Source organism: Planctomonas psychrotolerans, assembly GCF_008642235.1.
GTDB lineage: Bacteria > Actinomycetota > Actinomycetes > Actinomycetales > Microbacteriaceae > Planctomonas > Planctomonas psychrotolerans.
On the sequence record NZ_SJEV01000001.1, the window covers coordinates 362,719 to 381,331 of the forward strand.

Genomic DNA, 18,613 nt, shown 5'->3' on the forward strand with positions numbered 1-18,613 from the left:
CGAACCCGATGTCTTTCGGTCACGCGCCGCGTCGCGGGTTACGCTGCGCCGCCGCCCATCCCGGCGTCCTTCGCCATGGCGAGGGCGGGGGCGGGCTGATTGCGCCGCCTGGCCAGGAACCGAGCGAGCGCCGAAACGGCGAAGTTCAGCAACAGGTACATCGCGACCATGACCACGAACAGCGGGAAGTAGTGCTGCGAGCGGCCCAGGTACTCGGCGAGGAGCTCGCCCTCCTTCACGAGACCGACCTGACCGACGACGGTGCCGAGCGCCGTGTCCTTGATCAGCACCACGAGCTGGGCGACGATGATCGGCAGCATGTTGCGGAACGCCTGCGGGAATTCGATGAGGAGCCGGTTCTGCAACGGGCGGAGGCCGATCGCGAGCCCCGCCTCGCGCTGGCCCTTCGGCAGCGCGAGCATGCCGGACCGCAGGGCCTCGCCGATGATCGCGCCGTTGTAGACGGTGAGCGCCGCGACGACGGACCAGTACGCCCCGATCGGGAAGATCAAGTAGATGAATAGCATCATGAGCAGCACGGGCATGCCGCGGAAGAACTCGAGCACGATGGTCGTCGGGATCCGTACGACGCGCAGCTCCGACTGCCGCAGCAGCGCGAACACGACGCCGAGCAGGATGGCCAGCACCGCGGCGGTGATGGCCGACTGCACGACGATCCACAGCCCGCGCAGCAGCGCCTGCCAGATGAGCGGGTCGTTGAAGATGAGCCAGCGCTCCGCCTCGAGCTGGCCCGCCTGGGCGAGCTGCAGAATCGCGAACACCAGCACGCCGGCGACCACGAGTCCGGTGACCACGGAGAGGATGCGCGAACGCCGCCGGGCGCGGGGGCCCGGGACGTCGTAGAGGACGCTCGTCATCGGCGCACCACCACTCGTCGCTCGATGTGATCGGCCAGCTGGCCGAGGGGCACGGTGATGATCAGGTAGAAGAATGCGACGCCGAGGAAGACGGCGATCACAGCATTGCCGTTCGCGTTCGCGACCTCGCGACCGACGTTGAAGAGCTCGAAGATGAAGAAGGCTCCGGCGACGGACGTGTTCTTCGTGAGCGCGATGATCACGTTGATCAGGGGCGGCACGACGCTGCGCACGGCCTGCGGCAGGATCACGAGCCCGAGCGTCTGACCGAACGTCATACCGATGCTGCGGGCCGCCTCGGCCTGACCGACCGGTACGCCGTTGATGCCGGATCGGATGGCCTCGGCGAAGAACGGCGCCGTATAGATCGTCAGCGCCAGCACGGCGGCCACCTGGAACGGCAGGGCACCGGAGATGTACGTGATGATCACGCTGAAGAACGTGAAGACGAGCAGCAGCGGGGTGTTCCGCAGCACCTCGACGTACACGGTCGACGTCGCGCGCAGGCTCGCGACGGGCGAGACGCGCATCGCTGCGAGCAGGAGCCCGAACGGCAGCGCGAAGAGGGTCGTGAGGCCGAGAAGCGTGAGGGTCCCGCCGAATCCGCGGAGGAAGATATCGAGGTTGTCGAAGATGACGTTCATGGCACCTCCTTCGGGAAGTCAGGGGACACAGGGACCGAGCGGTCCCCGGGAGTGGGCGAAGCCCGTGGGACGGGCGTACCCAGGGCTGGATCCGGCCGGTTCGAAGGAGAGGTGCGGACCCGCCGTGCGGATCCGCACCTCTTCCGGGTGTGCTGCTAGTAGCGGTCGACCGCCGGGGGCTCCGGCGTGTTCTCGATCACCTGACCGGCCGTGGCCTCGAACAGACGCTGCCAGGTGCCGTCGTCGTACGCTTCCTCGAGCGTGTCGTTGATGAAGTCGCGGAACGCCTGGTCGCCCTTCTCGATGCCGATGCCGTAGGGCTCCTCGGTGAAGGTCGCGCCGCCGTCGACGAGCTTGAACTCGCCCTCGTTCTGGTCGACGAAGCCGGCGAGGATCACGTTGTCCGTGGTCACCGCCACCACCTGACCGTTGCGCAGCGGGTCGAGGCACTTGCTGTAGACGTCGGTCGGGACGACCACGGCGCCGTACTCCTGCTCGATGGTCGCGGCGGGGGTCGAGCCGGCCACGGAGCAGACCTGCTGGCCCTCCACGTCCTCGGGTCCGGTGATCGTGTCATCGCCCTCGAGCACCATCAGCGCCTGCCCGGCCACGTAGTACGGGCCGGCGAAGTCGACGACCTCTTTGCGCTTGTCGTTGATCGTGTAGGTCGCGACCACGGCGTCGACGGAGCCGTTCTGGATGAACGGCTCGCGGTTCGCGGAGACCGTCTCGGTCCACTCGATGCCGTCGAAGGGGATGCCCATCTTCGCCGCGATGAGCGCCCCGATGGCGACGTCGAAGCCCTCGGGCACGCCGTCGGGTGCGCGCAGTCCGAACAGCGGCTGGTCGAACTTGGTGCCGATGGTCATGCTGCCCGCCTCGGAGAGCTCGGCCATCGTGGTGCCCTCCTCGAACTCGGGGTTCTCCTCGACGACGAGCGAGTAGGGACCCTCGCCCTCGGCGGGGACCTCCTCCTCCGCCGCGTCGGGGTTCGTTGCGCTGCCGGGGGCACCGCATCCGGTGAGGCCGAAGGTGACGGCGAGTGCCGCCGCGCCCACGGTGAGGAATCTCTTCTTCATGGTGCTTCCTTATCTCTGGGGTGCTGCTGCTGTGACGGTACTGCGGGGAACGGCTGCGGGAGCTAGTGGGACAGGATCTTCGAAAGGAAGTCCTTCGCGCGCTCGCTTCGCGGGTTGTCGAAGAACTCGGCGGGCGTGGTGTCCTCGAGGATCTCCCCGTCGGACATGAAGAGCACCCGGTCGGCCGCCTTGCGGGCGAAGCCCATCTCGTGCGTGACGACCACCATGGTCATGCCGTCCTTGGCGAGCTGGATCATGACGTCGAGAACCTCGTTGATCATCTCGGGGTCGAGCGCCGAGGTGGGCTCGTCGAGCAGCATGACCTTCGGGTCCATGGCGAGCGCGCGGGCGATCGCGACTCGCTGCTGCTGACCGCCGGAGAGCTGCGCAGGTGACTTGCTGGCCTGATTGCCCACGCCCACGCGGTCGAGGAGCTCCATGGCACGCTTCTTCGCCTCCGCTGCGGGGACCTTGCGCACCTTCATCGGCCCGAGGGTGACGTTCTCGAGGATCGACTTGTGCGCGAAGAGGTTGAACGACTGGAACACCATGCCGACATCGGCGCGCAGCTTGGCGAGCCCCTTGCCCTCCTTGGGCAGTTCCTTGCCGTCGATCACGATGGTGCCGTCGTCGATCGTCTCCAGCCGGTTGAGGGCCCGACAGAACGTGGACTTGCCCGAACCGCTCGGCCCGATCACCACGACGACCTCGCCGCGGTTGATGGTCGTGGTGATGTTCTTGAGGACGTGGAGTTCCCCGTAGTGCTTGTTCACGTTCGAGACGACGACCAGCGGCTCTCCGACAGCGACTCCGGTGCCGGGGGCTCGGTCCGCCATGTGGCTAGGACTCATGGCTTCACCCTATTGCACGGTGTGTTACAGGAATGTATCGCTCGTCGGGGCGGGGAATCCGACACCGGATGCCGTGCGGAACGGGATCAGGATGCGGTGGATCGCTGCGCGAACGCGCTCTCGTAGAGGCACACCGAAGCGGCGGTCGCGAGATTCATCGATTCCGCGCGACCGTAGATCGGCACCCGCACGGCGCGGTCGGCGAGCGCAAGGTCGGCGTCCGTGAGGCCGCGCGCCTCGTTGCCGAACAGCCAGGCCGTGGGACCGTCGAGCGCACCCGACCGGCGTACGCCCGGCAGGTCGTCCCCCTTCACGTCGGCCGCCAGCACCGTGAGGCCTGCTTCGCGAGCGCGGTCGAGGGCCGGGCCGAGCTCCGTCGCCAGCGCGACGGGCACGTGGAACAGCGACCCGGTCGTGGCGCGCACGACCTTCGGGTTGTACAGGTCCACGGAGCGTCCGGTGAGGATGACGGCATCCGCACCGGCGGCGTCGGCGGCGCGGATGATGGTCCCCGCGTTACCGGGGTCGCGCACCTCCTCGAGAACCACCACGAGGGATGGCCGACTGGCGAAGATCGACCGGATGGAGGTGGGGAACTGGCGGCAGACGGCGAGGATGCCCTGGGGCGTGACGGTGTCGGCCATGGCGTCGAGCACCTGTTCGGTCACGAACTCGACGTCGAGGTCCGCGTCCTCCGCGGCCCGCGCGATCTCGGGATACCGGTCGAGCGCGGTGGGGGTGGCGAAGAGGTCGTCGAGCACCTCGGGGCGGAACGAGAGCGCCTCGGTCACGGCCTGCGGTCCCTCGAGCAGGAACAGCCCGGTCTCCGATCGGGCGTCCTTCCGAGCGAGTTTGGCGACCGCGCGCACGCGGGGTGAGCGCGGGTTGTCGAGCATGCGCCCATCCTATCGGCGGGGGAAGTCCGGCCCCGGTACGCGGACCATGGGCGGGTGCGGCAGCGGTCCGCGGCATAACGGCGGGTCCGGATACGACGAAGAGCGCGCCGCTCGTGCGACGCGCTCTTCGGTGGTGCGGGGTGGATCAGGCCGCGGCGGGCGCCTTCGGAGCCGACGTGTCGGCGGGGAGGGCCTGGCGGGCGGTCTCGACCAGCGCGGCGAACGTGGTCGGCTCGGTGACCGCGAGGTCGGCGAGCATGCGACGGTCCACCTGCACGCCGGCCAGGTTCAGACCCTGGATGAGGCGGTTGTAGGTGAGGCCGTTCGCGCGCGATGCGGCGTTGATGCGCTGAATCCACAGGCGACGGAAGTCACCCTTGCGGGCGCGGCGGTCGCGGTAGGAGTAGACGAGGGAGTGGGTGACCTGCTCCTTGGCCTTGCGGTAGAGACGCGAGCGCTGGCCGCGGTAACCGGCCGCGCGCTCGAGAATGATGCGACGCTTCTTGTGGGCGTTGACGGCCCTCTTTACTCTTGCCATTTTCTTTTCTTCCTCGTATTCCGGTCAGTTCGTGGACGCATGCGGGCTCGGTCGGGGACGAGCCCCGAGCGGGCTACTTGCCGAGCAACTTCTTGATGACCTTGGCGTCGGCGGGGGCGAGGACCTGGTCCTCGTTCAGGCGGCGCTTGCGCTGACCCGACTTGACCTCCAGGTTGTGGCGCATGCCGGCCTGCTGCTTCATGATCTTGCCGGAGCCGGTGACCTTGAATCGCTTCTTGGTTCCGGAGTGGGTCTTCTGCTTAGGCATTGTTTTCTTCTTTCGCTTCTCGTGCACTCGCCTTGGTGGCGTCGCGTTTGGCGTTGGCTTCGGCTTTCGCCTCCGCCTTGTTCTTCAGCGGGCCGATGATCATGACCATGTTGCGACCGTCGATGGTCGGCGTGGATTCAACGGACCCGTACTCGGCGACGTCCTCGGCGAACCGCTGCAGCAGACGAACACCCTGGTCGGGGCGCGACTGCTCGCGGCCTCGGAACAGGATCATGGCCTTGACCTTGTCGCCGTCCTGCAGGAAGCCCTCTGCACGCTTGCGCTTGGTCTCGTAGTCGTGGGTGTCGATCTTCAGGCGGAACCGCACCTCCTTGAGGATGGTGTTCGCCTGGTTGCGGCGCGCTTCCTTGGCCTTCTGCGCGGCCTCGTACTTGAACTTGCCGTAGTCCATGATCTTCGCCACGGGTGGCTTGGAATTGGGGGCGACCTCGACGAGGTCGAGGTCTGCTTCCTGCGCGAGTCGAAGGGCGACGTCGATGGAAACGACACCGACCTGCTCGCCTGCTGGGCCAACGAGGCGAACCTCGGGAACTCGGATTCGATCGTTGGTACGGGGATCGCTGATGAATGACTCCTCTATGTCTGCACTGTGCAGCTCCCCCGCCGACGGATGTCGACTCGGGGCCGAGAGAGAAAATTCACACCGGCTGCGCACGAGCGCCATCACCGGCTCGCCGCCCTGTCTCTTCGCGCGGGTACGGCACACGCTCGGTCGAGCCCGTGTTTTCCTCCCGCGAAGGGAGCGGCATCTACCCGGTAACCTTGTGTAGCGGTCAAGCGCGGGTGGGAAAATTTCCACTTTCGTACCGGAGCACATGCTCCGGAAGCCACGACGAGCATACCAGACCTCGCCTTCGTCGGCATGCGACGGTCGACTCCCGCAGAAAAGGATCCCATGAGCGACCACGACAGTGCGCACAGCCACGACCCGAGCGACGACTACGCGCGGGACATCGCCGACGTGTCGGCCGTCGAGGTCATCACCACGACCGCCGTGCACCTGATGAGCGCGAGCGCGGTCAAGTGCGGGTTGGCGGACGACCCCGAGAACCAGACCGACCTCGACGAGGCGCGCAAGCTGATCACCGCTCTCGCCGGGCTGGTGACCGCCGCGTCGGCCGAGATCGGTGACCAGCACGCGCGGAGCCTGCGCGACGGCCTCCGCTCGTTGCAGCTCGCGTTCCGCGAGGCGTCGGTCATCCCCGACCCGCTCGGGCAGGGCCCGGGCGAGAAGTGGACCGGACCGGTCAGCTGATCCGGGTGTCGTCGGCGGCGGCGAGGGTCACCCGCAGGGAATCGACCCGCGCCGCGATGAGCTCGCTCTCCGACCAGCGCTGCTGAAGTCGCCCGAGAAGCGCGGCGAGAGCGTCTCGGTCGAGGCCGGGTTCGAGTTGGAGGGTCACCACGACCTCGGGACCGGCGAGTCGAGCATCGGGGTCTCCGGCGGCGAGCGCCACCCCGCGCACGGCCGGCTCGTCCGCGCACGCCGCGAGGAACTCCTGCTCCACCGCGGGATCCTGATAGCTCGGAGTCCACACCTCGCTCTGGGCGATCGCCCACAGTGCGGGACGGCGCAGCACGAACTCGCCGGGAGAGGTGGCGTCGAGCACCACGAGATCCGTCCCCTCGCTGGCGGCGGCGAGCGCCACGCGGATCCCGTCCGCCGGGATCGGCCGTGCTCGCGGGTTCCACGCGCGCATGGCGTCGACCGAACTGAACACCGGGAGAACGGTGCGGCCGTCGGGGCCGGAGACCGTGACGATGGACAGGTCGGCGCTCTTGTCCACCCGGAGCCCGGTCTCCCCCACGCCCCCGTCGCCGAGCGCGGCGACCAACGGGATGAGCAACCGCGTAGAGCGGAGCACGTCGACGACGTCGCTCTCACTGCCGTTCCCGGCACGGAAGGACTCGAGCGCGCGGATCAGGAGAGGCGGCGCGGACCCGTCGTCATCCGCATGGGCGGTGGGCTCGAACGATCGTCCCGCCCACGGCCGGCCCGCGGAGTCGGCGGCGACCTCCATCAGTCCGACGCGATGTCGAGGGCCTCGGCGAGAGTGAACGCGCCGGCGTAGAGCGCCTTGCCCACGATGGCGCCTTCCAGTCCGAGCGGAACCAGATCACGAAGGGTCACGAGGTCGTCGAGGCTCGAGACACCACCGGACGCGATCACCGGTCGGCGAGTGCGGTCGAGCACCTGCCGCAGAAGCTCGACGTTCGGGCCCTGCAGAGTGCCGTCCTTCGTCACGTCGGTGACCACGTAGCGGGCGCAACCGGCCTCTTCGAGGCGGTCCATGACCTGCCAGAGGTCACCGCCCTCCTGCGTCCAGCCGCGAGCGGCCAGCGTGGTGCCGCGAACGTCGAGTCCGACGGCGATCGCCTCGCCGTACTGGGCGATCACGTTCGCGGCCCACTCGGGGTTCTCGAGCGCCGCGGTGCCGAGGTTGATGCGCTTGGCGCCCGACTCGAGCGCGGTATCGAGGGAGCGGTCGTCGCGGATACCGCCGGAGAGCTCGATGTTGATCCCCCGCGTCGCGCGGATCACTTTCTTGATCACGCCCAGGTTGTTGCCGCGGCCGAACGCCGCGTCGAGGTCGACGAGGTGGATCCACTCGGCGCCCTGGCGGGCCCAGTCGCTCGCGGCGTCGACCGGGTCGCCGTAGTTCGTCTCGGTTCCCGCCGCGCCCTGGGTGAGGCGAACAGCCCTGCCGCCCGCCACATCCACTGCGGGAAGCAGCGTGAGTGACGGGGTCTTGTTGAACTCGCTCATGATCGCCTTTGTTCGGTGGGGACGGCCGCGTGCGATATTAGCCCTAGCGCAGCGTGCGGAGCCAATTGGCGAGAAGCCGGATGCCCGCCTCGCCCGATTTCTCCGGGTGGAACTGCGTGGCGGTGAGGGGTCCGTTCTCCACCGCGGCGACGAAGCGGCCGCCGTGGTCGGCCCAGGTCACGAGCGGTTCGGCGATCGGCGCGGTGCCGGTGAGGGACCAGTCCTGGGCGCCGTAGGAGTGCACGAAGTAGAAGCGCTCGTCCTCGATACCGTTGAACAGGGCGGTTCCCTCGGGGGCGGTCACCGTGTTCCAGCCCATGTGCGGCAGGATCGGCGACCGCAGGCGGTCGACCGTGCCGGGCCATTCCCCCATGCCCTCCGTGTCGACGCCGCGTTCGACCCCGCGCTCGAACAGCACCTGCATGCCGACGCAGATGCCGAGCACCGGACGTCCGCCGGCGAGTCGACGGTCGACGATCTGGTTGCCTCGGGATTCGACGAGTGCGGCCATGACCGCCGCGAAGGAGCCGACGCCGGGGAGCAGCAACCCATCGGCCTCCTGCGCCTCGCCCGCGTTGCGGGTGAGGGAGACGTTCGCCCCGGCGAGTTCGAGAGCCTTGACCGCGGAGTGCACGTTGCCGCTGCCGTAGTCCAGCACCACGACGGAGGGAGCGCTCACAGCGCGCCCTTCGTCGAGGGGATACCGGAGACGAGGGGGTCGAGGGCCTTGGCCGCACGGAAGGCGCGCGCGAACGACTTGAACTCGGCTTCGGCGATGTGGTGCGGATCCCGACCGCCGAGCACGGTGATATGAACGGTGAGCCCTGCCGCGAAGGTGATCGCCTCGAAGACGTGCCGCAGCATCGACCCCGTGAAGTGACCGCCGATCAGGTGGAACTCGAACCCGGCCGGTTCACCGGAGTGCACGAGGTACGGCCGACCGGAGATGTCGACCACGGACTGCACGAGGGCCTCGTCGAGCGGGACGAGCGCGTCGCCGAAGCGGGCGATACCCGACTTGTCGCCGAGGGCCTGACGGATCGCCGTGCCGAGGACGATGCCCACGTCCTCGACCGTGTGATGCACGTCGATCTCGATGTCACCCGTGGCGCGTACGCGAAGGTCGGTGAGCGAGTGCTTGGCGAAGGCGGTGAGCAGGTGGTCGAAGAACGGAACGGAGGTGGAGATGTCGGCTGCGCCGGTGCCGTTCAGATCGAGCGACAGATCGATGCTCGATTCGCTCGTCTCGCGCTGCACGCGCGCGGTGCGCTCGGCCGTGGTCATCGGTCCAGTTTAGTCGAGGGGCCCGACGTCGGATCGCCGAGAGCGGCGAGCGCCTCGAGGAATGCGGTGGTCTCGGCCTCCGTTCCCGCGCTCACCCGGAGGGTGTTCGGGATGCCGACATCGCGGATGAGCACGCCACGGGCGAGCAGCGCCTCGAACGTCGCGGCAGGGTCGGCGACCCCGCCGAACAGCACGAAGTTCGACCAGCTCGGCAGTGGTGCGTAGCCGAGCGCGGGCAACTCCGTGAGGATGCGGTCCCGCTGCGCCTTGATGTCGTCGACCATGGCGAGCATCTGGTCGGAGTGCCGCAAGGCCGCGGTCGCCGCGGCCTGGGTCAACGCGGACAGGTGGTATGGCAGCCGCACCAGTCGGAGCGCATCGGTGATCACGGGTGCGGCGGCGAGATAGCCCACGCGCGCACCGGCGAAGGCGAAGGCCTTGCTCATGGTGCGGGAGACGAGGAGTCGGTCCCGGCCCTCGAGGAGGGTCAGCGCCGTGGCGTTGCCCTGCGGCAGGAATTCGGCGTACGCCTCGTCCACCACCACGATGCCGTCCGTGGCGTCATAGGCAGCCTCGATGGTCGAAAGACTCACGGGGGTGCCGGTCGGATTGTTCGGCGAGCAGAAGAAGACCACATCGGGCGCGGTGCGGTCGATCTCGCGAACCGCGGTTTCCGGGGAGATCTCGTACCCCTCGTCGCGTGCGCCCTCCACCCACTGCGTGCCCGTCGCCGAGGCGATGATGGAGTGCATCGAATAGGTGGGCGGGAAGCCCAGAACCGAGCGACCCGGCCCGCCGAATGCCTGCAGGATCTGCTGAAGCACCTCGTTCGAACCGTTCGCCGCCCACACGTTGTCCCGGGTGAGCCCGTGACCGAGGTAGGTGGCGAGACCGTCGCGCAGCTCGCCGAACTCGCGGTCCGGATACCGATTGATCGTGAGGATCGCCGCGGCGAGCGACGCCACGATGTCGTGGGCCACGCTCTCCGGAACCGGGTGCGTATTCTCGTTGACGTTCAGAGCCACCCGCACGTGGGCCTGCGGCGCGCCGTAGGGTGTGCGGCCGCGCAGATCGGCGCGAATGGGGAGGTCGTCGAGTGAGGTCACCCAGTGAGTTTAGGGCCGGCCGGCTCAGCCGAGGCTGCGCGGCAGCGACAGCTCCTGACCCGGGAACACGTTCGCGGACGACAGCCGGTTCAGTTCCATGATCGAGGCGATGACGTCTCGGGGATCGGCGGTCGGCGCGACCGCTTCGGCGATTCCCCACAGCATCTGGCCCGACTCGACGGTGACGGTCTGCAGCGGAATGGTGACCGACTCCCCCGTGGCAACGGCGGGACCGCCATTGAGGGCGATCACCAGGCCACTGGCGACGAGCGGGACACTGGCCAGGGTGGTGAGCAGCGCACGGCCACGGCGGGTGATCCGCAACCGGGGCTGCGCGACGACGTCGGCGGGCGCGGCGATAGAGGCGCGGGCGATCGTCGAGACGGACCGGGACGTCGCCGCGGTTGAGGTGGCGCTCCGAACCGGGCGCGGGGATGCGGACGTGCGTGCGGCGCGGGGAACCGGTCGTGCGGACGCGGCGATGCGCGTGCGGGGGGTGAAGCGTGACGAGCCGAAAACGTCGGGAACGAGTACTGCGCTCATGTGTCGTGCCTTCCTGTGAAAGGTAATCCACGCATCCGGCACTCGGCCGGGAGTGCCGGATGCGAAGATATGTTCCGAACATACCTTCGATCGAACGTAGGTTCAACCTCGAGCACTAATTCGTGGATCTAAATCGCGAAACACTCGAATAGATGTTTGTGAGCATGTACCCCTGCGGATACAGTTCGAGTGTCTGATTGGTACTCAATCAGCGACCACCGACATTCCTGCCGGATCGGCACGGACGGACACTAGACAGGGGACTTCGTGACCACGGAGAAATCGACCGGCGAACGTGGGACGCGCCGACGGAAGAGCCTCAGCGACAAGCAGGTCGCCATCATGGAGGTCATCTCCAAGTCCGTGCGGTCCCGCGGTTATCCGCCGAGCATGCGGGAGATCGGCGACGCGGTCGGTCTCGCGTCGCTCTCGAGCGTGACGCACCAGCTCAACCAGCTCGAGCTGAGCGGCTACCTGCGGCGCGACCCCAAGCGTCCTCGTGCCCTCGAGATCCTCATCGATCTGCCGGCGACCGGCCCCGATGTGGACGTCGACAACGTCACGCCCGTCGGAGATGCCGCGATGGTGCCGCTGGTCGGCCGCATCGCCGCGGGCATCCCCATCACCGCCGACCAGCAGGTCGAGGAGGTATTCCCGCTCCCCCGCCAGCTCGTGGGCAAGGGCGATCTCTTCATCCTGCGCGTGTCGGGAGACTCGATGATCGACGCGGCCATCTGCGACGGGGACTGGGTGGTCGTCCGCCAGCAGAAGACGGCGGAGAACGGCGACATCGTCGCGGCCATGCTCGACAACGAGGCGACGGTGAAGGTGTTCCGGCAGCGGGATGGTCACACCTGGCTCCTGCCCCGCAACTCGACCTTCGAGCCCATCCTCGGCGACTACGCCGAGGTGCTCGGCAAGGTCGTCGCCGTGATGCGCTCGGTCTGAGGACGCTCGACCGCACACTCCCACGACGAAGGGCCGCCCACGCGAGTAGCGCGGGCGGCCCTTCGGTCATCCCCACCTTCTGCCGCGCCCGGAGGCGAGGAGAGCGAACGGTGGGGTGGTCAGGCCACGGAGGCCCGGTACTCGTCCAGTTGCGCCGCGAACTCCTCGGTCACGAGGGCGTGGATGCGGGTGCCGTTCTCCTCGTAGTCGGTGCGGAGCACGCGATTGCGGTCGTGCAACAGCGTCACCAGGTCGCCGCGGTCGAAGGGAAGCAGCACTTCCACCTCGATCGACGGCTTCGGCAGCTGCTCCGCGATGTGGGCCAGCAGCTCATCGATGCCCGCACCGGTCCGTGCCGACACGAAGACCGCGGTCGGCTCGAGCCCGCGCAACGCCACGAGATCGTCCCCGGTGGCGAGGTCGCTCTTGTTGAAGACGACGATCTCCGGGATGTGCCGGGCGTTCACCTCGCCGATCACGTCGCGCACCGTGGCGAGCTGGCTCGCCGGGTCGGGGTGCGACGCGTCGACCACGTGCAGGATGAGGTCGGCGTCCGCGACCTCCTCGAGCGTGGACCGGAACGCCTCCACCAACTGGTGCGGGAGATTGCGGACGAAGCCCACCGTGTCGGCGAGCGTGTACAGCTGCCCCTCTGTGGTCTCGGTCTTGCGCACCGTCGCGTCCAGTGTGGCGAAAAGCGAGTTCTCCACGAGCACGCCCGCCCGGGTGATGCGGTTGAGCAGCGAGGACTTGCCGGCGTTGGTGTACCCGGCGATGGCGACGGAGGGCACGGAGTTGCGGTCGCGGTTGGCGCGCTTCGCCTCCCGGGCCGGCTTCATCCCCTTGATCTGCTTGCGCAGCTTCGCCATGCGGGTGTGGATGCGGCGACGGTCGAGCTCGATCTTCGTCTCACCCGGTCCGCGCGATCCCATTCCGGCGCCGGCCCCACCGACCTGGCCACCGGCCTGGCGGGACATCGACTCACCCCACCCGCGCAGGCGCGGGAGGAGGTACTCGAGCTGGGCGAGTTCGACCTGCGCCTTACCCTCCCGGCTCTTCGCGTGCTGGCTGAAGATGTCGAGGATGACGGCGGTGCGGTCGATGACCTTCACCTTCACCACATCCTCCAGGGCGCGCCGCTGGCTCGGGGCGAGCTCGGTGTCGGCGATCACCGTGTCGGCGCCGAGCGCCGATACGAGGTCGCGCAACTCCTGCGCCTTGCCGCTCCCGAGGAAGGTGCTCGGGTCGGGGTTCGCGCGCTTCTGCAAGAGCCCGTCGAGGACCTTCGCCCCCGCCGTCTCGGCCAGTGCCGCGAGCTCCCGCAGCGAGTTCTCGGCGTCGACGAGGGTGTGCTGCGCGTAGATGCCGATGAGCACCACGTTCTCCAGCCGGAGCTGTCGGTACTCGACCTCGGTGACGTCTTCCAGTTCGGTGGAGAGTCCGCCGACGCGGCGCAGGGCCTGGCGATCCTCCCGGTCGAACTGGTCGCCGTCGGTGCCCTCGCCGAAGCGCTCGTCGGTGTCGGCCTGCAGCGCCTGGGCGGTGCCGGGTCCGAATAGTGCATAGCCAGACGATCTGGTCTGCGCGCGAGCAAGCACGCGCTCGATCACATCATCTTCGACGTGGTTCGGTGTCTGATCAGTCATGTGGGTTAACTCTAGCCCTTCGTCTTTCGGTATCTTCGGTCTATGGGAGCCGACCATTACTTCACGGCTGCGCCGGAAAGCGAGTCGAAGCTCCGTTCCGTCACGGTGCGGCTCTCCGGATCGACGTACGAGCTCACCACCGCGAATGGCGTGTTCAGTCCCGAACGCATCGATGCGGGGACCGCTGTGCTCCTACACTCGACTCCTGCCCCGCCCTCGGGCGGTCACCTTCTCGATCTGGGTTGCGGATGGGGACCCATCAGCCTGACGCTCGCCCTCGAATCTCCGGGGGCCACCGTCTGGGCGGTGGATGTCAACGAGCGGGCGCTCCAGCTCGTGCGGCTCAACGCGCAGAAGTTGGGCCTTCGCAATGTCAACGCCGTGACGCCGGATAATGTTCCCGCCGAGGTGCGGTTCGCGACGATCTGGTCGAATCCCCCGATCCGCGTGGGCAAGGCCGAGCTGCACTCGATGCTCGAGCGGTGGCTGCCGCGGCTCGAGGACGACGCCGACGCCTGGCTCGTGGTGCAGCGGAACCTCGGGTCCGATTCACTGCATCGCTGGCTGTCCGAAACCCACGGGGAGGTGCTCACGGTGGAGCGCGCCGCCACGAGCAAGGGCTACCGGGTGCTGCGCGCCCGCCGCACCCCTCGTACCCCCGCCGTCTGACGCCCGCACCTCCCTACGCCTGCCTGCCTGCCCTGCCCCCGCGCGTCCTTAATGCTCGCGGCACGCCTTACTCACTCGCGGCACCCGCGATGGCGCTTGCCGCGGGTGCCGGATGCGTGCCGCGACCAAAAGAGTGGGCGGGCGGGTGGCGTCACGCGGTAGGTAGGCGGGCGGCGGGCGGGAGGGGGACGAGGCGGTGCAGCGTCAGGGGAGGGCGAGGACTCCGTCGTAGACGAGCTCTGCTGGCCCGGACAGCGCGACGTGCTCGCCGTCCTCCGCGGCGAACATTCGCACCCCGAGCACTCCCCCGGGGACCTGGACCCGCCACGAGTTCGGCGCACCGGCTCCGGCCCAGTGCCGCGTGGCCAGGGCCGCAGCCGCTGCTCCCGTGCCGCAGGACAGAGTCTCGCCGCTGCCGCGCTCGTGCACGCGCATCGCGATCGAGCCGACGCCGTCCGTCACCAGCGGATCGGCCGGCACGACGAACTCCACATTGACTCCGCCCACCACCTCCGGCTCGAGCACCGGGATGAAGCTGAGATCTGCACTCTCGAGTTCCTCATCGCTCGACAGGGCGACGACCACGTGGGGGTTGCCCACGTCGATGCCGAGTCCTGGGCGGGCGACCTGGAGGTTCTTGGCGCGGACGAGCGGTTCGCCGCCATCCAGACGCCAGCGTCCGAGGTCGACGGAGAACCCCGATCCGCTGAGCTGCACGTCGCGCACGCCCGCGCGCGTGCCGATGGGGAGCGAGTCGCCGCTGCGGAGGGAGACGAGGTCGTTCTCCAGCAGGAACCGGGTGAACACGCGGATGCCATTGCCGCACATCTCGGCCGGTGAGCCGTCGGCGTTCCAGTAGTCCATGAACCACTCCGCCGACGGCTCCCCGCGGAGTGCCGCTCGCCCCTCGGGGACGTGCTCGGACCGGACCGCTCGGATGGTGCCATTGGCGCCCACCCCGAAGTGCCGGTCGCAGATCGCGGCGATCTGCGACGGCGAGAGGTCGATCTCCCCGGCGGGATCGGCGAACAGCACGAAGTCGTTGCCCGTGCCCTGTCCCTTGGTGAACTGGAGGTCGATGGCCATCCGCCCATGCTAGACCGAACGCGGAGGCCGGGTCAGGGAGCGGCGACGGCCTCCGCGTGGTCGACGAGGTCGGGGTCGCTGCTGTCGAGCCAGTCGGCGTCGGCATAGCGCCGGAACCAGCTGACCTGACGTCTGGCGTACCGGCGGGTGAGTGCGGCGCTCTCCGCTATGGCCTCCGCCTCGGTCACCTCCCCGCGCAACTGGCGCACGGCCTGGGAGTAGCCGATGGCGCGACTGGCCGTCACGCCGCGGTCGAGTCCGAGGGGCAGGAGGGACTGCGCTTCCGCGACGATTCCGTTCCGCCACATGTCGGTCACGCGGGCGTCGAGCCGGACCACCAGCTCGTCGCGCGGCGTGCGCAGCGCGACGATGCGGGTGGCCCGCCAGTACACGGGCGCCTCCGGGAGCGCCGCGCCGTACGGCTGTCCGGTGAGCTCGATAACCTCGAGCGCACGCACCAACCGCCTCGCGTTCGACGGACCGATGGCCGCGGCCGCGGCGGGATCGAGGGAGCGCAGGGTGCGGTGCAGCATCCCGGGACCCTCCCGCTCCAACCGCTCTTCGAGCGCACGGCGCACGTCCGGGTCGGTGCCGGGGAACTGGAAGTCGAAGATGACCGACGAGACGTACAGACCGGAGCCGCCGACGAGGATCGGCACGGCACCGCGCCGCTGGATGTCGTCGATCACGGCTCTCGCGTCCACCTGGTACCGAGCCACGGTGGCCTCGTCGGTGACGTCGAGCACGTCGAGAAGATGGTGCGGCACGCCGCGCCGCTCGCCGACGGGCAGCTTCGCCGTTCCAATATCCATGCCGCGGTACTGCTGCATGGCATCGGCATTGACGATCTCCACCGCCCGTCCCCGGTGCGCCAGCCGCTCGGCGAGGTCGAGCGAAAGTCCGCTCTTGCCGGTGCCGGTCGCCCCGACGATCGCGAGGATGGGGGTGGTGCCGGAACTCAGCGCTGACCGTCCTGCGAGTCGTAGATCGGCACGGTGGCGACGGATGTCGATGCGCCGGGCGTCGAACCGTTCGACGACGGGCCGCCGACGCGGAGGGTGGGCAGCCCGAGACTCACCCGGACCGGTCCACCGGTGCCGTCGCCTGCCGACGCCGAGCCGGCGCCCGGGGACGGAACTCCGCAGGACTCCGCCTGCGCGCGATCCCACGCATCCCCGGCGCGGGTGCGGCGCACGCGGAGCGGGGCGCCGTCGGCGGAGTCGGCCAGGAGGTGGAAGGGTGCCGCTCGGGTGATGTCGACCGTGACCACGTCCCCGGGGCGGGGCTCGGCAGATCCGGGCGGCACGTCGAAGTGCACGAGCCGGGAGTCCTCCGCGCGACCGGTGAGGCGGTGGGTCTCGGAATCCTTCCGACCCTCCGTGGTGACGAGCACGTTCACCCTGCGGCCCACGAGCTTGGCGTTCCCCTCTCCGGAGATGCGGTCCTGCACGGCGACGAGTCGCTCGTAGCGCTCCTGCACGACCGCCTTCGGGACCTGGTCGGCCATGGTCGCCGCGGGCGTCCCGGGCCGGATGGAGTACTGGAACGTGAACGCCGACGCGAAGCGGGCCAGTTCGACCACGCGGAGCGTGTCCTCGAAGTCCTCCTCGGTCTCCCCCGGGAATCCGACGATGATGTCCGTGCTGATGGCGGCGTCGGGGATGCGCGCCCGCACCCGGTCGAGAATTCCGAGGAACTTCTCCGACCGATAGGACCGGCGCATCGACTTGAGGATGCGGTCCGAGCCGGACTGCAACGGCATGTGCAGTTGCGGCATCACCGAGGGCGTCTCCGCCATGGCGTCGATCACGTCGTCGGTGAACGCGGCGGGATGGGGGCTGGTGAAACGGATGCGTTCGAGTCCGTCGATGGTGCCCGCGGCACGGAGCAGCTTGCCGAACGCCTGCCGGTCACCGAATTCGACACCGTAGGAGTTGACGTTCTGGCCCAGCAGGGTGACCTCGAGAGCCCCGTCGTCGACGAGCGCCTGGACCTCCGCGAGGATCTCCCCCGGGCGCCGGTCCTTCTCCTTGCCCCGCAGCGCGGGCACGATGCAGAAGGTGCAGGTGTTGTTGCAGCCGACGGAGATGGACACCCAGCCGCTGTAGGTGGAGTCCCGCTTGGTGGGCAGCGTGGACGGGAAGACGTCGAGCGATTCCAGAATCTCGAGCTGCGCCTCGTCGTTGTGCCGCGCTCGCTCGAGGAGGCTCGGCAGCGATCCCATGTTGTGCGTGCCGAAGACCACGTCGACCCACGGCGCCCGGTCGAGGATGACGTTCTTGTCCTTCTGCGCGAGGCAGCCGCCGACGGCGATCTGCATGCCGTCATGCCGCTTCTTGACCGACGCGAGGTGTCCGAGATTGCCGTACAGCTTGTTGTCCGCGTTCTCGCGCACGGCGCACGTGTTGATGACCACGACGTCCGCCTCGGCGCCGTCGGCGGGCACGTATCCCGCCGCCTCGAGGGAGCCGCTCAGTCGCTCCGAGTCGTGCACGTTCATCTGGCAGCCGAAGGTGCGTACCTCGTACGTGCGCTGCCGTCCATCCGGGTCGATTGCGGCGACCGATGCGGATACGGCGGGAGCGGATAGCGGAGGCGTGTGCAGCGACGCCGTGGACGACGGGGCCGCGGAGACCGGCAGCGGGGAAGCGGACGACGGAGTGAGCGTGCTCATGGTGGATCCAGTGTAGGTCGCGCTCCGGTGGGTCCCGGTCGGCACGGCGCTCGGGTCAGCGGAAGCGGACCGACGAGGAACCGGACGGTCGACCCGATCGACCGGTTTTGCCCGGAAGATCGGCCAACGCCGCCTTGGTGACCTCGCGCACGATCGAGGACGAGTAGCCGCGGCGCATCATGTAGGCGTTCAGCCTGCGCTCGGCAGTGGCCGCGTCGAGCCCGGTCAGCTGCCCGGCGCGCTTGATAGCCACTTCGGTGGCACGGGCGAGTTCGTCGTCGTCATCGATCCCCGACACGGCCTCGGCGATGATGCGGGGATCGATCTTCCGACGCGCGAGCTCCTGGGACACCGCGTTGCGCCCCAGTCCTTTGCGCTCGTGATGCGTTCGCACGAGCGCTTCGGCGAGGTCCGCGTCGTCGAGGAAGCCCGCACGCTCGAGCCGGTCGAGCTCGGCCTCGATCTCGTCGTCCTCGAAGTCCCGCTCCGCGAGGAAGCTGTGCACCTCCGAGCGGGACATGCCGCGCCGCGCCAACGCACGCGTCGCCGCTGCCGACGCGGCATGGGCGCGCTCCTCGGGCGATTCCACGTCCTCGGCTGCCGAACCGGCGCCGGACTCGTGGAACACGCCGGGGAGATAGGTCACGGGAGCGAGGGAGTCCTCGTTCCGGTCGCTTTCGGGCGGAAAACTCACCATCGTCCCGTGACCTATCTG

General features: G+C 68.7%; 22 protein-coding genes. 3 read left to right on the forward strand and 19 right to left on the reverse strand.

Annotated elements, in window-relative coordinates:
- Positions 1-38: 38 nt before the first annotated feature.
- The 8 genes from EY822_RS01530 to infC form a co-directional block, all read right to left on the reverse strand.
- Complete coding sequence (locus tag EY822_RS01530; protein WP_150306656.1) at positions 39-878, reverse strand: amino acid ABC transporter permease; 840 nt, start codon at positions 876-878, stop codon at positions 39-41.
- Complete coding sequence (locus tag EY822_RS01535; protein ID WP_150306657.1) at positions 875-1,522, reverse strand: amino acid ABC transporter permease; 648 nt, start codon at positions 1,520-1,522, stop codon at positions 875-877. Before EY822_RS01535 ends, EY822_RS01530 begins: the two co-directional genes overlap by 4 nt.
- Before the next feature lie 155 nt (positions 1,523-1,677).
- A complete protein-coding gene (locus EY822_RS01540) occupies positions 1,678-2,601 on the reverse strand; it encodes a glutamate ABC transporter substrate-binding protein (RefSeq protein WP_150306658.1) in 924 nt (307 codons plus the stop codon).
- A gap of 62 nt (positions 2,602-2,663) precedes the next feature.
- Positions 2,664-3,437, reverse strand: coding sequence for an amino acid ABC transporter ATP-binding protein (locus tag EY822_RS01545; RefSeq protein ID WP_150308708.1), 774 nt, complete (start codon positions 3,435-3,437; stop codon positions 2,664-2,666).
- Between the two features lie 101 nt (positions 3,438-3,538).
- The gene (locus EY822_RS01550) at positions 3,539-4,348 is read right to left on the reverse strand and encodes a TrmH family RNA methyltransferase (RefSeq protein ID WP_150306659.1); all 810 of its coding nucleotides are present in this window, start codon (positions 4,346-4,348) and stop codon (positions 3,539-3,541) included.
- Between the two features lie 145 nt (positions 4,349-4,493).
- Entirely contained in the window at positions 4,494-4,886 is a 393-nt protein-coding gene (gene rplT / locus EY822_RS01555) for a 50S ribosomal protein L20 (RefSeq protein ID WP_150306660.1), read from the reverse strand.
- A 73-nt stretch (positions 4,887-4,959) separates the two neighbouring features.
- Entirely contained in the window at positions 4,960-5,154 is a 195-nt protein-coding gene (rpmI, locus tag EY822_RS01560; RefSeq protein WP_150306661.1) for a 50S ribosomal protein L35, read from the reverse strand.
- Positions 5,147-5,740, reverse strand: coding sequence for a translation initiation factor IF-3 (gene infC, locus EY822_RS01565; RefSeq protein ID WP_406610296.1), 594 nt, complete (start codon positions 5,738-5,740; stop codon positions 5,147-5,149). The genes rpmI and infC overlap by 8 nt, the downstream gene beginning before the upstream one ends.
- 330 nt (positions 5,741-6,070) lie before the next feature.
- Here infC and EY822_RS01570 point away from each other — a divergent pair, with 330 nt between their 5' ends.
- Positions 6,071-6,430: a DUF1844 domain-containing protein gene (locus tag EY822_RS01570; protein WP_150306662.1), complete on the forward strand. Its 360-nt coding sequence runs from the start codon at positions 6,071-6,073 to the stop codon at positions 6,428-6,430.
- Here EY822_RS01570 and EY822_RS01575 read toward each other — a convergent pair.
- Genes EY822_RS01575 through EY822_RS01600 form a run of 6 tightly spaced genes read right to left on the reverse strand, consistent with a single transcriptional unit; the run spans position 6,423 to position 10,875 of the window.
- The gene (locus EY822_RS01575) at positions 6,423-7,196 is read right to left on the reverse strand and encodes an SseB family protein (RefSeq protein WP_150306663.1); all 774 of its coding nucleotides are present in this window, start codon (positions 7,194-7,196) and stop codon (positions 6,423-6,425) included. The two genes, EY822_RS01570 and EY822_RS01575, sit on opposite strands and share 8 nt — an antisense overlap.
- Entirely contained in the window at positions 7,196-7,942 is a 747-nt protein-coding gene (gene priA / locus EY822_RS01580) for a bifunctional 1-(5-phosphoribosyl)-5-((5-phosphoribosylamino)methylideneamino)imidazole-4-carboxamide isomerase/phosphoribosylanthranilate isomerase PriA (RefSeq protein WP_150306664.1), read from the reverse strand. Before priA ends, EY822_RS01575 begins: the two co-directional genes overlap by 1 nt.
- Before the next feature lie 43 nt (positions 7,943-7,985).
- Positions 7,986-8,621 (reverse strand): imidazole glycerol phosphate synthase subunit HisH, encoded by a 636-nt coding sequence (gene hisH / locus EY822_RS01585; protein ID WP_150306665.1) that lies wholly within the window; start codon positions 8,619-8,621, stop codon positions 7,986-7,988.
- Entirely contained in the window at positions 8,618-9,226 is a 609-nt protein-coding gene (gene hisB, locus EY822_RS01590; protein WP_150306666.1) for an imidazoleglycerol-phosphate dehydratase HisB, read from the reverse strand. Before hisB ends, hisH begins: the two co-directional genes overlap by 4 nt.
- Positions 9,223-10,332 (reverse strand): histidinol-phosphate transaminase, encoded by a 1,110-nt coding sequence (locus tag EY822_RS01595; protein ID WP_150306667.1) that lies wholly within the window; start codon positions 10,330-10,332, stop codon positions 9,223-9,225. Before EY822_RS01595 ends, hisB begins: the two co-directional genes overlap by 4 nt.
- Before the next feature lie 24 nt (positions 10,333-10,356).
- A complete protein-coding gene (locus EY822_RS01600; protein WP_150306668.1) occupies positions 10,357-10,875 on the reverse strand; it encodes a LysM peptidoglycan-binding domain-containing protein in 519 nt (172 codons plus the stop codon).
- A 267-nt stretch (positions 10,876-11,142) separates the two neighbouring features.
- Between EY822_RS01600 and lexA the strand changes: the two genes are divergently transcribed.
- The gene (gene lexA / locus EY822_RS01605; protein WP_150306669.1) at positions 11,143-11,823 is read left to right on the forward strand and encodes a transcriptional repressor LexA; all 681 of its coding nucleotides are present in this window, start codon (positions 11,143-11,145) and stop codon (positions 11,821-11,823) included.
- 119 nt (positions 11,824-11,942) lie between these two features.
- Here lexA and hflX read toward each other — a convergent pair whose 3' ends face one another.
- Positions 11,943-13,469: a GTPase HflX gene (gene hflX / locus EY822_RS01610; protein WP_150306670.1), complete on the reverse strand. Its 1,527-nt coding sequence runs from the start codon at positions 13,467-13,469 to the stop codon at positions 11,943-11,945.
- Between the two features lie 42 nt (positions 13,470-13,511).
- On the opposite strand from hflX, the gene EY822_RS01615 reads away from it, so the two are divergent.
- Complete coding sequence (locus EY822_RS01615) at positions 13,512-14,138, forward strand: class I SAM-dependent methyltransferase (protein ID WP_150306671.1); 627 nt, start codon at positions 13,512-13,514, stop codon at positions 14,136-14,138.
- Positions 14,139-14,342: 204 nt separating this feature from the next.
- On the opposite strand, the gene dapF is transcribed toward EY822_RS01615, so the two are convergent.
- From dapF to EY822_RS01635, 4 genes are read right to left on the reverse strand one after another with little or no spacing between them, the layout of a single operon-like run.
- Entirely contained in the window at positions 14,343-15,224 is an 882-nt protein-coding gene (gene dapF, locus EY822_RS01620; protein WP_150306672.1) for a diaminopimelate epimerase, read from the reverse strand.
- Between the two features lie 32 nt (positions 15,225-15,256).
- Positions 15,257-16,186, reverse strand: a complete 930-nt coding sequence (miaA, locus tag EY822_RS01625; protein ID WP_227497299.1) for a tRNA (adenosine(37)-N6)-dimethylallyltransferase MiaA — start codon at positions 16,184-16,186, stop codon at positions 15,257-15,259.
- Positions 16,183-17,898, reverse strand: a complete 1,716-nt coding sequence (gene miaB, locus EY822_RS01630) for a tRNA (N6-isopentenyl adenosine(37)-C2)-methylthiotransferase MiaB (RefSeq protein ID WP_150306673.1) — start codon at positions 17,896-17,898, stop codon at positions 16,183-16,185. The genes miaA and miaB overlap by 4 nt, the downstream gene beginning before the upstream one ends.
- Positions 17,899-17,953: 55 nt before the next feature.
- Positions 17,954-18,595 (reverse strand): regulatory protein RecX, encoded by a 642-nt coding sequence (locus tag EY822_RS01635; RefSeq protein ID WP_150306674.1) that lies wholly within the window; start codon positions 18,593-18,595, stop codon positions 17,954-17,956.
- Between the last annotated feature and the right edge of the window lie 18 nt (positions 18,596-18,613).

Coding starts and splice junctions, on each gene's coding strand:
- EY822_RS01615 (WP_150306671.1), top strand. CDS start 13,512: ATGGGAGCCGACCATTACTTCACGGCTGCGCCGGAAAGCGAGTCGAAG.
- priA (WP_150306664.1), bottom strand. CDS start 7,942: ATGAGCGAGTTCAACAAGACCCCGTCACTCACGCTGCTTCCCGCAGTG.
- EY822_RS01570 (WP_150306662.1), top strand. CDS start 6,071: ATGAGCGACCACGACAGTGCGCACAGCCACGACCCGAGCGACGACTAC.
- miaB (WP_150306673.1), bottom strand. CDS start 17,898: ATGAGCACGCTCACTCCGTCGTCCGCTTCCCCGCTGCCGGTCTCCGCG.
- EY822_RS01530 (WP_150306656.1), bottom strand. CDS start 878: ATGACGAGCGTCCTCTACGACGTCCCGGGCCCCCGCGCCCGGCGGCGT.
- EY822_RS01545 (WP_150308708.1), bottom strand. CDS start 3,437: ATGGCGGACCGAGCCCCCGGCACCGGAGTCGCTGTCGGAGAGCCGCTG.
- EY822_RS01600 (WP_150306668.1), bottom strand. CDS start 10,875: ATGAGCGCAGTACTCGTTCCCGACGTTTTCGGCTCGTCACGCTTCACC.
- EY822_RS01635 (WP_150306674.1), bottom strand. CDS start 18,595: ATGGTGAGTTTTCCGCCCGAAAGCGACCGGAACGAGGACTCCCTCGCT.
- dapF (WP_150306672.1), bottom strand. CDS start 15,224: ATGGCCATCGACCTCCAGTTCACCAAGGGACAGGGCACGGGCAACGAC.
- EY822_RS01540 (WP_150306658.1), bottom strand. CDS start 2,601: ATGAAGAAGAGATTCCTCACCGTGGGCGCGGCGGCACTCGCCGTCACC.
- hisB (WP_150306666.1), bottom strand. CDS start 9,226: ATGACCACGGCCGAGCGCACCGCGCGCGTGCAGCGCGAGACGAGCGAA.
- hflX (WP_150306670.1), bottom strand. CDS start 13,469: ATGACTGATCAGACACCGAACCACGTCGAAGATGATGTGATCGAGCGC.
- rpmI (WP_150306661.1), bottom strand. CDS start 5,154: ATGCCTAAGCAGAAGACCCACTCCGGAACCAAGAAGCGATTCAAGGTC.
- rplT (WP_150306660.1), bottom strand. CDS start 4,886: ATGGCAAGAGTAAAGAGGGCCGTCAACGCCCACAAGAAGCGTCGCATC.
- EY822_RS01550 (WP_150306659.1), bottom strand. CDS start 4,348: ATGCTCGACAACCCGCGCTCACCCCGCGTGCGCGCGGTCGCCAAACTC.
- EY822_RS01575 (WP_150306663.1), bottom strand. CDS start 7,196: ATGGAGGTCGCCGCCGACTCCGCGGGCCGGCCGTGGGCGGGACGATCG.
- EY822_RS01535 (WP_150306657.1), bottom strand. CDS start 1,522: ATGAACGTCATCTTCGACAACCTCGATATCTTCCTCCGCGGATTCGGC.